The following is a 12578-nucleotide window of genomic DNA, read 5'->3' as shown; positions in this document are numbered from 1 at the left end:
GAAAAGCGGACGCCCGCCGACTCTCGCGAGGGGCGGGCGTCCATGCTGGAACAAAACTGGAACGTGTCAAGTCTCGGGGGCGATCATCCCCGATGTTCACCGGTATACACGTCCGGGTGGACCCCGCCGCCCGGCGTTGCCGCCGCGGGCCCGACCGGCCGAACGGCCGACCGGTCGGGCGTGCGAGCGGGGATCAGCCGCGGTCGTCGGCACCCTCGCCGGCATCGGCCAGCGCCTGACCGACCTCGAGGCCGAGGTCGTCGAGGTTGAACGCCTCGCGCTCGGTGACCGACTCGCCGCGGGCCTGACGCTCGGCCTCCTCGGGGCTGCGGGCGACGTTGACGGTGATCTCCACCTCGACCTCGGGGTGCAGAACCACCGGGACCGTGTGCAGGCCCAGCGTCTTGATCGGCTGGTTCAGGGTGAACTGGCCGCGATCGACCGTGAAGCCCTCCTTCGAGACGACCTCGGCGAGGTCGCGGGTCGAGACCGAGCCGTAGAGCACGCCGGTCTCGCCGGACTGGCGGATCAGGATGAAGCTCTGGCCGTTCAGCTTCTCGGCGACGACCTCGGCGTCCTTCTTGCGGTCGAGGTTGCGGGCCTCGAGCTGGGCGCGCTGGGCCTCGAAGTGCTTCTTGTTGGCTTCCGTCGCGCGCAGGGCCTTGCCGCGGGCGAGCAGGAAGTTGCGGGCGAAGCCCGGGCGGACGTTCACGGTCTCGCCCATCTGGCCCAGCTTGGCCACGCGCTCGAGCAGGATCACTTCCATGGTCTTTCTCCTTCAGGTGTTCGGCCGCGCGGGCCGGGGTCTCACGGCGCCGGATCGCCCTTGGGACGTCGGCGGTCGAGGGCTGTGTCGGCGAGGCCGAACAGGGTGAGGGCGACCAGGGCGATGCCCTGGGTCACGAACAGGATCAGGTACATGCCGAACAGCATGAGCCCGCGCCCCGGCCGGCCGCGGGAGCGGTCGTGGAAGGCGGCGAGCCCCTGGAGGGCGAAGGCCGCGCTGAACGCGCCGAGGAGGGCGACCCCGAACACGCCGACATAGCCGGGGGCGAAGCACATCGCGACGGCCGCCGCGACCGCCACGAGCGTGCTGCGCGGCATGGCGGTGGACGGGATGTCGGGCCAGGGCCGCGGCAGGCGGCCGGAGATCTTCACGATCCGGGCCGAGGCCCAGAGGTAGAAGGCCAGGAGCAGGGCGAGGCCGTTCGCCGCGAAGGCCGGCACGACGCGGGCGAGGGCGTCCGCCACCTCGGCCCGCGTGACGTCCGCAGGATCGGCGTCGGCCTGCGGCGCCGGATCGGGTTCGGCCGTTCCGTCCTTTCCGGCCACATCGCTGCCGGTCGAGGGCCCGTCCGCGCGCCGTGTCTCGGCGGGTGGGCGGTTGGCGGGAAGCCGCGTCTGGACCAGAGTCTGGGCGAGCCCGCGCAGCTGCGCGTCGAAGGCGGCGTGGTTCGGCGAGGACAGGACCGCGATGGCGATGAACGCGAGGGCGGCCGTGGCGGCGATCCAGCCGAGCAGGCGGCCGGTCGGGTACCATTCGAGGCCGGCTTGCGTCTCGCGCCCGAGGAGCGCGAGGTAGGCGAGCCACCAGGCGGGCAGGGCGATGTAGGCCGCGAAGGCCAGCCCAAGGAACGGCGCGATCACCAGGACCAGCGCGAGGCTGCCGGCGGCGGCCGCGGCGAGCGCGGCCTTGTGGCTCCAGCCCAGGCCGACGATCAGGATCGGCAGAGGCGCCACGAGGTAGAGCAGGATCGCGAGCGGCGTCGCCTTCAGCAGCACCCCGAACAGGAGTGCGGAGACGAGGCCCGCGCCGATACCGATGCCGATGTGCTGTGCCATGAAGTCCGCTGTCCCGCTGCCGGCGCGGCAGGGTTAGAGGCGGCAACGCGCCCCAACGATCGGGCGGCGCGAGCCGCCCTCTTGGAGGACCGGCCCGGGCAGAGGCCCGGGCCGGCGGGTTCCGATGGCCTACTTGATCACGTAGGGCAGCAGGCCGAGGAAGCGGGCGCGCTTGATCGCCTGGGCGAGCTCGCGCTGCTTCTTGGCCGAGACCGCGGTGATCCGCGACGGCACGATCTTGCCGCGCTCGGACACGTAGCGGGACAGGAGCTTGACGTCCTTGTAGTCGATCTTCGGCGCGTTCGCGCCGGAGAACGGGCAGGTCTTGCGACGACGGAAGAAGGGACGGCGTCCGCCGCCCGCACCAGCACCGAATGCCATGGGTTAGCCCTCCCCGCCGAAGCTGCGCTCGCCGCGGTCACCGCGATCGCCGCGGTCACCCCGGTCGCCGCCGAAGCCGCCACCGCCGAAGCCCTCGTCATCGCGACGACGGCCGCGCTCGCGATCCTTGCGGTCGTCGCGGTCGCGCTTCTGCATCATGGCGGACGGCTCGGAATCGAGCTCCTCGACCCGGATGGTCATGAAGCGCAGCACGTCCTCGGAGATCTGCATCTGGCGCTCCATCTCGGCGATGGCGGCCGGCGGGGCGTCGATGTTGAGGAGCGCGAAATGCGCCTTGCGGTTCTTCTTGATCCGGTAGGCGAGGGACTTCACGCCCCACATCTCGATCTTCTCGAGACGGCCACCGTTCTGCTCGATCACACCCTTGTAGGTGTCGATCATCGTCTCGACCTGCTGGGACGTCACGTCCTGGCGGGCCAAGAGCACATGCTCGTAGAGAGGCATTGTCGGGCCTTTCATCGTCAATAGGAGCCCGGCCGCCGGAGGGCAGCTGATTCGGGCCGGTTCATCTCGCGCTACGCTCGGCGCCAAGCCCTTCGAGCCGATTTTCAGGCCCGAGCGGTTGATCGAAGGCGGAGACACCGGACGACGGGATCTGGGAGAGCCCTGTGCCGCGAGCGGCACCGTCCGTTCAGCCCCCGGCCGGAGCGAACGCGAGGGGCGGCGCATAGTCGGTTTTTCGCGACCTGGCAAGGTCGCGGCTCGGATCGCGGGCCCGGATCCGCGCGCGGCGGCGTGGATCAGGACATGCGCCCCGAGCCGGGCCCTTCCGGCGCGGCCCTGTCTGTGCGTCACACATCCAGGGGGGCGTGCCGCGCCGCGGCGCTGCCCTGTCCGGCACCGCCTAAGCTTGCCGCTCGGGCGGTTCGATGACACAAGCGCGCCGCGGCCCGGGATCCCCGGCCGCGCTGGTTTCTCGGTAATCCTCCAGATCCGCGATGGCAGAGGCCCCATCTTCCGGCCCTTCCGAGGTCGGTCCCGTGCTGATCACCGGCGCGAGCGGCTTCCTCGGTTCAGCCCTGGTCGACGTGTTCCGCCGGGCCGGCTTCCCGGTGCGCATCCTCGTGCGCGCGTCGAGCCCCCGCCGGAACCTCACCTGGACCGACGTCGAGATCGCCGAGGGCGACATGCGCGACCCGGCCGCCGTGGCGGCGGCGATGCGCGGCCAGCGCTACCTGATCCACGCCGCGGCCGATTACCGGCTCTGGGCGCCGGACATGGAGGAGATCGTCCGCACCAACCGCGACGGCACGCGCCTGATGATGCGCGCGGCCCTCGAGGCCGGGGTGGAGCGGGTGGTCTACACGTCGAGCGTCGCGACGATCAAACCGCCGGCCGACGGCGTCACGCCCTCCGACGAGACCATGCCGCTCACGCCCGAGACCGCGATCGGCGCCTACAAGCGCAGCAAGGTCGTGGCCGAGCGGGTGGTCGAGGAGATGGTTGCCCGGGACGGGCTCAAGGCGGTGATCGTCAACCCGTCGACGCCGATCGGCCCCCGCGACGTCAAGCCGACGCCGACCGGCCGGATCATCCAGGAGGCGGCGCTCGGCAAGATGCCGGCCTTCGTCGATACCGGGCTCAACCTCGCCCATGTCGACGACGTGGCCCAGGGCCACCTGCTGGCGCTGCGCAAGGGCCGCATCGGCGAGCGCTACATCCTCGGCGGCGAGGACGTCTTCCTCTCGCAGATGCTCGCCGACATCGCCGGCATGGTCGGGCGCAAGCCGCCGACCGTGAACCTGCCCCGGGCCGCCGTCTACCCGGTGGCGTTCTTCGCGCAGCTCGCAGCGCGGGTCACCGGCAGGCAGCCCTTCGCGACGATCGACGGGATCCGCATGTCGCGCTACCGGATGTTCTTCTCGGACAGGAAGGCGCGCGCCGAACTCGGCTACACGGCCCGGCCGTACCGCGAGGGCCTGTCGGACGCGATCACGTGGTTCCGGGAGGCGGGCTACCTCGCATGAGCACCCTCGATTCCGCCACCGCGACGCGCTCCGGCAAGGGGCACCGCGACGAGAACTTCCCCGTCGCCTCGCACCTGATCCATCCCCGCCACCGGGGCGCGATCCTGGCGTTCTACAACTTCGTCCGCGCCGGCGACGACGTGGCCGATCACGCCGCCCTGTCGCCCGAGCGCAAGATCGAGCTGCTCGATCGCCTCGCCGACGCGCTCACCGGCGCCGGGCCGTCCGATCCCGAGGCCGCGCCGCTGAAGCGCGAGCTCGCGGCCCGCGGCCTGCCGCCCCGGCACGCCCTGGAGCTCCTCGACGCGTTCCGCATGGACGCGCGCAAGAATCGCTACGCGGATTGGGACGAGCTGATCCACTATTGCCGCTACTCGGCCATGCCGGTGGGGCGCTACGTCCTCGACGTGCACGGCGAGGACCCGGCCCGGGTCTACCGCGCCTCCGACGCCATCTGCGCGGCGCTCCAGGTGATCAACCACCTTCAGGATTGCGGCAAGGATTTCGCCGCGCTCGACCGCGTCTACCTCCCGCAGGATTGCCTCGACCGTCACGGCGCCACCGTGGCGATGCTCGGCGAGCCGAAGGCGCCGCCGCAGCTCCGGGCCGCGATCCGCGAGCTGGCGCAGCGCTGCCTCGACCTCCTCGACGAGGGCGCGGTCCTGCCGGACCTGATCGACGACCTGCGCCTGTCGCTGGAGATCGCCGCCATCCACCGGCTCGCCGTCGTGCTGAGCCGGGGCCTGCTGGAGCGCGACCCGCTCTCGGAGAAAGTCCATCACGGCAAGGCCGCCTTCGCGCTGACGGCGCTGGGCGGCGTCGCCGCCACCCTGGCGCGCCGGCCGTTCCGCGGCCGGACCGTCCGGGCCGCGGCTCAGGGAATCCGCTCGTGACCGCCACCGCCACGCCCGCCCAGGACCCGGAGAGTGCCGCCCCGGCGCTGCCCGCCGCCGGCTCGTCCTTCTACACGGCGATGCGCCTGCTGCCGAAGGAGCGGCGGGAGGCGATGTACGCCGTCTACGCCTTCTGCCGCGCCGTCGACGACGTCGCCGACGACGGCGGCACCCGGGCCGTCCGGCAGGTCGAGCTCGACCGCTGGCGGGCCGACATCGACGCGCTCTACGCCGGCCGGCCGGCCGCGCGCGTGCGCGACCTCGTGGAGCCCGTGCGCCGCTTCGGCCTGAAGCGCGAGGATTTCCAGGCGGTCATCGACGGCATGGCGATGGACGCCGTCGCGGACATCGTCGCCCCCGACGCCGAGACCCTCGACCTCTACTGCGACCGGGTCGCGAGCGCGGTCGGCCGGCTGTCGGTGCGGATCTTCGGCATGCCCGAGGCGGACGGCATCCGGCTGGCGTGGCACCAGGGCCGCGCGCTCCAACTCACCAACATCCTGCGCGACATCGACGAGGACGCCGAGCGCGGCCGCCTCTACCTGCCGCGCGAGAAACTCCGGGCGATCGGCCTCACCGACCCCACGCCGGCAGAGGCGATCGGCCATCCCCGCATCGGCGAGGTCTGCATCTCCCTCGCCCGCGAAGCCGAGGACCATTACCAGGCGACCTGGGAGATCATCCGGCGCAGCCCCCGCAAGGCGACCAAGGCGGCCCGGCTGATGGCCGCCGCCTATCACCTCTACCTGAAGGCGGTCCTCGCGCGCGGCTGGGCGATGCCCCGCGCCCGAGTGAAGCCCGGCAAGCTCGCGCTGCTGGGCGTCGCCGTCCGGCACGGCCTGATCTGATGGGCACGGTCCACGTCGTCGGCGCCGGCCTCGCCGGCCTCTCCGCGGCCGTCGCGCTCGCCGAGACCGGCGCCCGGGTGGTCGTGCACGAGGCCGCCAAACAGGCCGGCGGCCGCTGCCGCTCGTACTACGACCCGGCCCTCGGCCTGACCATCGACAACGGCAACCACCTGCTCCTGTCCGGCAACGCCGATTCCCTCGGGTTCCTCCGGACGATCGGCGCGCCGGCCGACGCCCTGGTCGGCCCGGACGTGGCGGAGTTCGACTTCGCCGACCTGAAGACCGGCGAGCGCTGGCGGCTGCGGCCCAATGCCGGGCGGCTGCCCTGGTGGGTCATGAGCCCGGCCCGCCGCGTTCCCGGCACGCGGGCGCTGGACTACCTCGCGCCCCTCGGGATCCTGCGTGCGGCTTCCGGCAAGGCGGAGGGTGCGGGCGGGACGATCGGCGCGCACATGGCCTGCGAGGGCACGCTCTACCGGCGCCTCTGGCACCCGGTGCTGCTCGCGGCCCTCAACACCGAGCCCCGCGACAGCGACGTCGGCCTGGCGGCGCGGATCCTGCGCGAGACCCTGGGCGCGGGCGGCAAGGCCTGCCGCCCCCTCGTCGCCGTCGAGGGCCTGTCCTACGCCTTCGTCGATCCGGCGATCCGCTACCTGACGGAGCGCGGCTGCGAGATCCGCCTCGGCCGGCGCCTGCGCGGGCTGGAGATCGCGGACGGCCGGGTCGGGCAGCTCGTGTTCTCGGACGGCCCGGAGAGCCTCGGCCCGGAGGACGGCGTCGTGCTGGCGCTGCCGCCGTGGGTGGCCCGGGAGGTGTTGCCCGGTCTCCTCGCCCCGACGGAATTCCGCTCCATCGTGAACGCGCATTTCGCGCTGGTGCCGAAGCCCGGCAGCCCCCTCGTCCTCGGCGTCGTCAACAGCCTGACGGAGTGGCTTTTCGCCTATCCCGACCGGTATTCGGTCACGATCAGCGGTGCCGACCGGCTCCTCGACGTGCCCCGCGAAGACCTCGCGCGGCAGATCTGGGCCGAGATCGCGCAGCTGTGCAACCTTGCACCCGACCTGCCCAGCTGGCAGATCGTAAAGGAGAAGCGTGCGACCTTCGCGGCGACGCCGGCCGAGGCCGCGCGGCGCCCGAAAGCCGAAACCGCCTACGACAATCTCGTCCTGGCAGGCGATTGGACCGCCACCGGCCTGCCGTCGACGATCGAGGGAGCGATCCGCTCGGGCCAGACGGCCGCACGTTCCTTGCGTGCGGGACCTGTCGTGCGCGCTGGAACCCAGGTGCGCGGCGCAGCTTGAGGCATGGCGTCCGCCGCGAGGCGGTCGTTCGAGGCGAGGACTATGAGAGAGGCCGTAAGCAAAGTCGAGGCGCTGCAGCGCTCCAAGACTCAGGGGATCTCGCTCGAGGACGTCGAGCGCGGCGTGGCGCAGGCGACGCGCGCGCTGACCGCCCTGGCGCACGACGACGGGCACATCTGCTTCGAGCTCGAGGCGGATGCCACGATCCCGTCCGAGTACATCCTGTTCCACCATTTCCGCGGCACGCAGGTCCCCGGCGACCTCGAGGCCAAGATCGGCAACTATCTCCGCCGCACCCAGGGGCGGCACGGCGGATGGGCCCTCGTCCATGAGGGTCCGTTCGACATGAGCTGCACGGTCAAGGCGTACTTCGCCCTCAAGATGATCGGCGACGACATCGAGGCGCCGCACATGCGCCGGGCGCGCGAGGGCATCCTGTCCCGCGGCGGCGCGGCCAACGCCAACGTGTTCACCCGCTTCATGCTGGCCCTCTACGGCGAGGTGCCGTGGCGCGCCGTGCCGGTGATGCCCGTGGAGGTGATGTTCCTGCCGAAGTGGTTCCCGTTCCACCTCGACAAGATCAGCTACTGGGCCCGCACCACCGTGGTTCCGCTGTTCGTGCTCCAGGCGACCAAGCCGCGGGCGCGCAACCCGCGCGGCATCAGCGTGCAGGAGCTGTTCGTCACGCCGCCGGAGAGCGTCCGCTCCTGGCCGGGCTCGCCCCACGCCACGTGGCCGTGGACGCCGATCTTCGGCTTCATCGACCGGGTTCTGCAGCGGGTCGAGAATCACCTGCCGCGCAAGAGCCGGCAGCGCGCCATGGAGATGGCCCGCGCCTGGGTGAGCGAGCGCCTCAACGGCGAGGACGGCCTGGGCGCCATCTTCCCCGCCATGGTCAACTCGGTGCTGATGTACGAGGTGATGGGCTACCGGCCCGATCACCCGCAGGTCCGCGTGGCCTGCGACGCGATCGAGAAGCTCGTGGTCGAGAAGGCCGACGAGGCCTACGTGCAGCCCTGCGTCTCGCCGGTCTGGGACACGGCGCTCGCGAGCCACGCGCTGCTCGAGGCCGGCGGCCCCGAGGCCGAGGCCCAGGCCCGCGCCGGCCTCGACTGGCTGAAGCCCCGCCAAGTGCTCGACATCGTCGGCGACTGGGCGGCGCGCAAGCCGAAGGTCCGGCCGGGCGGCTGGGCGTTCCAGTACGCCAACGCGCACTATCCCGACCTCGACGACACCGCCGTGGTGGTCATGGCGATGGACCGGGCCATGCACCAGCACGGCCTCGTCGCCGGCATGCCGGACTACAAGGCCTCGATCGCCCGCGCCCGCGAATGGGTCGAGGGGCTGCAGTCCGAGGACGGTGGCTGGGCGGCGTTCGACGCCGACAACAATCACATGTATCTCAATCACATCCCGTTCTCGGATCACGGCGCGCTGCTCGACCCGCCGACCGCGGACGTGACCGCCCGCGTGGTCGGGATGCTGTCCCAGCTCGGCGAGACCCGCGAGACCTCCCGCGCCCTCGACCGCGGCGTGAACTACCTCCTAAACGACCAGGAGGAGGACGGCTCGTGGTACGGCCGCTGGGGCATGAACTTCATCTACGGCACGTGGTCGGTGCTCTGCGCCCTCAACGCCGCCGGGGTGGACCCGGCCGATCCGCGCATCCAGAAGGCCGTGTCCTGGCTGATCCGGATCCAGAATCCGGATGGCGGCTGGGGCGAGGACGCCTCCTCGTACAAGATCGACCCGGCCTTCGAGCCCGGCTCGTCCACCGCCTCGCAGACCGCCTGGGCGCTGCTCGCCCTGATGGCGGCCGGCGCGGTCGACGACCCGGCCGTGACCCGCGGCATCAACTTCCTGACCCGCACGCAGGGCGCGGACGGGTTCTGGAAGGAGGAGCGCTACACCGCCACGGGCTTCCCGCGGGTGTTCTACCTGCGCTACCATGGATACCCGAAGTTCTTCCCGCTCTGGGCGATGGCGCGGTTCCGCAACCTCAAGCGTGGCAACAGCCGGCGCGTCCAGTTCGGCATGTGACGTCCACCGACGTCCTGGGACCGGCCCGACGGGCCGGTCCCGCTCCGCCGGATCGCAGCGCGCTCGACCCTCTCGACAGCCGATCCGCGAGCCCCGGTACCCGACACGTGGCCTCCTCAGACAGCGATCCCGCGGGACCGGACGAGCCGCCCCCCGCGCCGGATCCGGCCCGGACTCCGCCCCGGCGCTCGCGCCTGCTTGCGGACCTCGCCGGACTCGTCCACGAGCGCGCCATGATCGATCCCACCGCACCCGTCCTGGCCGTCACAGGCCTCGCCCGCGAGCGCCGCATGGCGGCGGGGGAGGGGGTCGAAGCCGTGGGGGCCGGCGGCAACCCGCACCGGCTCCGCCAGCTGCTCGAGGCCCGCGGCCAGCCCGGCTGCCGGGCGGTTGTCAGCTTCGGCATCGCCGGCGGCCTCGACCCGTCGCTCCGGCCCGGCGACGTCGTGGTCGGCACCGGCGTGGTCAGCGAGGAGGGGCGGCGCGCCGCCGATCTCGACCTCTCGGCCACGCTCCTCAACCTCCTGTCCGGCGTCGGAGCGCGGGTGATCCCGGCGGATCTGGCGGGGGTCGATACCGCGGTTCTCGCGGTCGACGGCAAGACCGATCTGCGGACCACCACCGGCGCCGCGGCCGTCGACATGGAATCGCACGTGGCCGCGTCCTTCGCGGGCCGGCACGGCCTGCCCTTCGCGGCCGTGCGGGTGATCTGCGATCCGGCCGATCAGGCCCTGCCGGCCTTCGCGGCCTCGGCGCTCACGCCGGACGGCGAACCCGACATCGCCGCCGTGTTCTTCGCCTTCGCGCGCGGCCGGGCACGCCTGGGAGACCTGATGCGCCTCGCCCGGGACTCGAACGCCGCCTTCGCGGCGCTGGGACGGTGCCGGGCGCGGCTCGGGCCGGGCCTCGGCATCCCGGTCCCGGGGCGCTGAGACGCGCAGACGCCGTGAGGCGGCCACGAAAAAGCGCCGGCCTGCACGGCCGGCGCGAGTCGGAGGTCACCACGAGACGGCGCGGGGCGGACCCCGCGCCGGGACAGACCGGCCTCAACCGGCCTTCTTGTTGAGCGAGACCGCCACGAACCGGGTCTGGCCCTTGCCGCTCTTCACCCGCATCAGCACGGCCTTGCGTCCGCTCGACTCGGCCGCCCGGATCTGCGTCGCCACGTCCGCCGGACGGGACACGCTCTGGCCGCCGACATCGAGGATCACGTCGCCCGCCTCGATACCCTTGGCGGCCGCCGGGCCGTCGGGATCGACCTGAACCACCGCGACGCCCTGATCCGACAGGCCGACATCGCCGGCCGGGGCGAGCTGCAGGCCGAGCCGCGGCTGGCCGTTGCCCGAGTCGTCGTCGCGGCTCGCCATCTTGGTGCCGTCGGTCGGCATCGTGCCCAGCGTCACCGTGGCGGTGTCGGTCTTGCCGCCGCGCAGGTAGCTCAGCTCGACCTTGGCGCCCGGCTTCAGGCCGGCGATCTTGCGCGACAGCTCGCGGGCGCTGTCCACCGTGTCGCCGTTGACCTTCTCGATCACGTCGCCCGCCTTCAGGCCGGCCTTGGCCGCCGGCGTACCGTTCTCGGCGTGGTCGACCAGGGCGCCCTTGGCCTTGTCGAGGCCCAGACCCTCGGCGATGTCCTGCGTCACGGGCTGGATCTGGACGCCCAGGTAGCCGCGGGCGACCTTGCCGTCGGTCCGGAGCTGGTCGACCACCGCCTGAACGGTCTCGGCCGGGATCGCGAAGGCGAGGCCGACGCTGCCGCCCGACGGGGACGCGATGGCGGTGTTCATGCCGACCACCTCGCCGTTGACGTTGAAGGTCGGGCCGCCCGAGTTGCCCTTGTTGATGGGCGCGTCGATCTGCAGGAAGTCGTCGTAGGGACCGGCGCCGATGTCGCGGCCGCGGGCCGAGACGATGCCGGCGGTCACGGTTCCGCCGAGGCCGAACGGGTTACCGATCGCCACCACCCAGTCGCCGACCTGCGGCGCGGCCTTGCCGAACTGGACGTACGGGAAGTTCGAGCCCTCGGTGATCTTCAGCAGAGCGACGTCCGTCTTGGAATCCTTGCCGATGACCTTCGCGTCGAGGGTGCGACCGTCATCCAGCGTCACCTGCACGGTCTTGGCATGGTCGACCACGTGGTTGTTGGTGACCACGTAGCCGTCGGCCGAGATGATGAAGCCGGAACCGACCGCGCCGCGCGGGCCCTGATGCTGGGGCTGCATGCCGCCGGGACCGTTCTGGCCGAAGCGCTTGAAGAACTCGCGCAGCTGCGGCGGCACGTTCTGGAGGTTGCGGCCCTGGCTCGGGCCATCGTCGTCGTCGCTGCTCGCCGAGTCGTCGAGCTTCACCTTCACCGAGACCACGCCCGGCTTCACCTTGTTGACGATGCCGGCGAACGAACCCGGCGGGTGCTCGGGCGCCTCGATCGGCGACTTGGGCAGGGCCTGCGCGTAGGCCGGGGTCGCGGCCGGCAGATAGCCGCTGCCGATGGCACCGCCGGCGATCAGCGCGGCGGCCGCCACGGAGGCGAGGGCGCGGCGCGAGGTGCGGCCAGTGGGACGGGTCTCGGTCATGGGGGGGGCTCAACCTCTCGGGACTGATCGGGACGACGCCGGCGGTCGCGGCCGTCGATGGGATCTGTCTAAGGGGCGGCGCCTGACCCGGGCGTGGCGATCAAATTACCGTTTGGACAGGTGGGCGAGCGGTCGCGGAGCCCCAGCGCGATCGCGGCGAGCGACCGAGATCGGAGAACCGACGCTCCGGCGCGGGCCGGGCCGGATCCAGGCTCGTGCTAACCAGCACCGCAGTTTCCGGGAGCCGATCTAAAATACCGCTGAGTTAGGCAGGCCGGCGTAAACTTGGCGCTGCTAGACCCGAGTGTGTAGGCAGAGGAATTGACGATGAAGGTGCTGTTAGCGGCCGCCATGATTTTCGGCTCGACTGTCGGTGCGCTGGCGGTCGAGTCGTACGCGGATTACCGTGATTACTTCGACGCGAAGCCTGTCGTCAGAAGTCGCGCGCCGTGCAGCGTTTCCGACAGGACGTACGGCGTCGACACGCGCCGCCCCGGCGACGAACGCGCCGCGAAATCGGCGGCCAACTTCCGGCCCGGCTACTGGAACCAGTCGGGCGGTTACGTTCCGCCGGACTATTCCCTGCATCCGCGGGGCGCGTCGCAGGACGGCTTCTGGACCCCGAACGACGCCGCTGCCGCCAGTTGGGGCGGGCCGCGGGCGTTCACCGGCACTCTCGGGACCCGCCGCTGAAGCGCGGCGGTTCCGTCCG

12 protein-coding genes are annotated in these 12578 nt (G+C 71.9%); 7 read left to right on the top strand and 5 right to left on the bottom strand.

Annotated elements, in window-relative coordinates:
- Positions 1 to 193: 193 nt before the first annotated feature.
- The 4 genes from rplI to rpsF all read right to left on the bottom strand — a co-directional run bounded on the left by rplI (position 194) and on the right by rpsF (position 2688).
- Positions 194 to 766, bottom strand: a complete 573-nt coding sequence (rplI, locus tag MMR14E_RS03550) for a 50S ribosomal protein L9 (RefSeq protein ID WP_012322309.1) — start codon at positions 764 to 766, stop codon at positions 194 to 196.
- 41 nt (positions 767 to 807) lie between these two features.
- Positions 808 to 1842, bottom strand: a complete 1035-nt coding sequence (locus MMR14E_RS03545; RefSeq protein WP_331312839.1) for a hypothetical protein — start codon at positions 1840 to 1842, stop codon at positions 808 to 810.
- A 129-nt stretch (positions 1843 to 1971) separates the two neighbouring features.
- On the bottom strand, positions 1972 to 2223 hold the full coding sequence (gene rpsR, locus MMR14E_RS03540) for a 30S ribosomal protein S18 (RefSeq protein WP_007561044.1): 252 nt from the start codon (positions 2221 to 2223) through the stop codon (positions 1972 to 1974).
- A 3-nt stretch (positions 2224 to 2226) separates the two neighbouring features.
- Complete coding sequence (gene rpsF, locus MMR14E_RS03535) at positions 2227 to 2688, bottom strand: 30S ribosomal protein S6 (protein WP_020090632.1); 462 nt, start codon at positions 2686 to 2688, stop codon at positions 2227 to 2229.
- 494 nt (positions 2689 to 3182) lie between these two features.
- Between rpsF and hpnA the strand changes: the two genes are divergently transcribed.
- The 6 genes from hpnA (at position 3183) to MMR14E_RS03505 (ending at position 10225) form a co-directional block, all read left to right on the top strand.
- Positions 3183 to 4211: a hopanoid-associated sugar epimerase gene (gene hpnA, locus MMR14E_RS03530; RefSeq protein ID WP_331312838.1), complete on the top strand. Its 1029-nt coding sequence runs from the start codon at positions 3183 to 3185 to the stop codon at positions 4209 to 4211.
- Positions 4208 to 5104: a squalene synthase HpnC gene (gene hpnC, locus MMR14E_RS03525; protein WP_331312837.1), complete on the top strand. Its 897-nt coding sequence runs from the start codon at positions 4208 to 4210 to the stop codon at positions 5102 to 5104. Before hpnA ends, hpnC begins: the two co-directional genes overlap by 4 nt.
- Positions 5101 to 5952 (top strand): presqualene diphosphate synthase HpnD, encoded by an 852-nt coding sequence (hpnD, locus tag MMR14E_RS03520; protein ID WP_331312836.1) that lies wholly within the window; start codon positions 5101 to 5103, stop codon positions 5950 to 5952. Before hpnC ends, hpnD begins: the two co-directional genes overlap by 4 nt.
- Entirely contained in the window at positions 5952 to 7253 is a 1302-nt protein-coding gene (hpnE, locus tag MMR14E_RS03515; RefSeq protein WP_331312835.1) for a hydroxysqualene dehydroxylase HpnE, read from the top strand. The genes hpnD and hpnE overlap by 1 nt, the downstream gene beginning before the upstream one ends.
- A gap of 42 nt (positions 7254 to 7295) precedes the next feature.
- Entirely contained in the window at positions 7296 to 9293 is a 1998-nt protein-coding gene (shc, locus tag MMR14E_RS03510) for a squalene--hopene cyclase (protein ID WP_012322316.1), read from the top strand.
- 233 nt (positions 9294 to 9526) lie between these two features.
- On the top strand, positions 9527 to 10225 hold the full coding sequence (locus MMR14E_RS03505; RefSeq protein WP_331312834.1) for a phosphorylase: 699 nt from the start codon (positions 9527 to 9529) through the stop codon (positions 10223 to 10225).
- Positions 10226 to 10339: 114 nt separating this feature from the next.
- On the opposite strand, the gene MMR14E_RS03500 is transcribed toward MMR14E_RS03505, so the two are convergent.
- Positions 10340 to 11866 carry a Do family serine endopeptidase gene (locus tag MMR14E_RS03500; protein ID WP_331312833.1) on the bottom strand — a complete coding sequence of 509 codons (1527 nt, stop codon included), beginning with the start codon at positions 11864 to 11866 and terminating at the stop codon, positions 10340 to 10342.
- A gap of 327 nt (positions 11867 to 12193) precedes the next feature.
- On the opposite strand from MMR14E_RS03500, the gene MMR14E_RS03495 reads away from it, so the two are divergent.
- Positions 12194 to 12559, top strand: coding sequence for a hypothetical protein (locus tag MMR14E_RS03495; protein WP_331312832.1), 366 nt, complete (start codon positions 12194 to 12196; stop codon positions 12557 to 12559).
- Positions 12560 to 12578: the final 19 nt, after the last annotated feature.

The sequence above is a fragment of the Methylobacterium mesophilicum genome (genome assembly GCF_036441335.1).
GTDB classification, from domain to species: Bacteria; Pseudomonadota; Alphaproteobacteria; order Rhizobiales; family Beijerinckiaceae; genus Methylobacterium; species Methylobacterium mesophilicum_B.
This window is presented reverse-complemented; position numbering and strand designations above follow the sequence as displayed.

Bases quoted from the DNA above. Each gene is read 5' to 3' on its own strand.
- shc (WP_012322316.1), top strand. From the start codon at position 7,296: ATGAGAGAGGCCGTAAGCAAAGTCGAGGCGCTGCAGCGCTCCAAGACT.
- MMR14E_RS03545 (WP_331312839.1), bottom strand. From the start codon at position 1,842: ATGGCACAGCACATCGGCATCGGTATCGGCGCGGGCCTCGTCTCCGCA.
- MMR14E_RS03505 (WP_331312834.1), top strand. From the start codon at position 9,527: ATGATCGATCCCACCGCACCCGTCCTGGCCGTCACAGGCCTCGCCCGC.
- hpnE (WP_331312835.1), top strand. From the start codon at position 5,952: ATGGGCACGGTCCACGTCGTCGGCGCCGGCCTCGCCGGCCTCTCCGCG.
- rpsF (WP_020090632.1), bottom strand. From the start codon at position 2,688: ATGCCTCTCTACGAGCATGTGCTCTTGGCCCGCCAGGACGTGACGTCC.
- MMR14E_RS03495 (WP_331312832.1), top strand. From the start codon at position 12,194: ATGAAGGTGCTGTTAGCGGCCGCCATGATTTTCGGCTCGACTGTCGGT.
- rpsR (WP_007561044.1), bottom strand. From the start codon at position 2,223: ATGGCATTCGGTGCTGGTGCGGGCGGCGGACGCCGTCCCTTCTTCCGT.
- rplI (WP_012322309.1), bottom strand. From the start codon at position 766: ATGGAAGTGATCCTGCTCGAGCGCGTGGCCAAGCTGGGCCAGATGGGC.
- hpnC (WP_331312837.1), top strand. From the start codon at position 4,208: ATGAGCACCCTCGATTCCGCCACCGCGACGCGCTCCGGCAAGGGGCAC.
- MMR14E_RS03500 (WP_331312833.1), bottom strand. From the start codon at position 11,866: ATGACCGAGACCCGTCCCACTGGCCGCACCTCGCGCCGCGCCCTCGCC.
- hpnA (WP_331312838.1), top strand. From the start codon at position 3,183: ATGGCAGAGGCCCCATCTTCCGGCCCTTCCGAGGTCGGTCCCGTGCTG.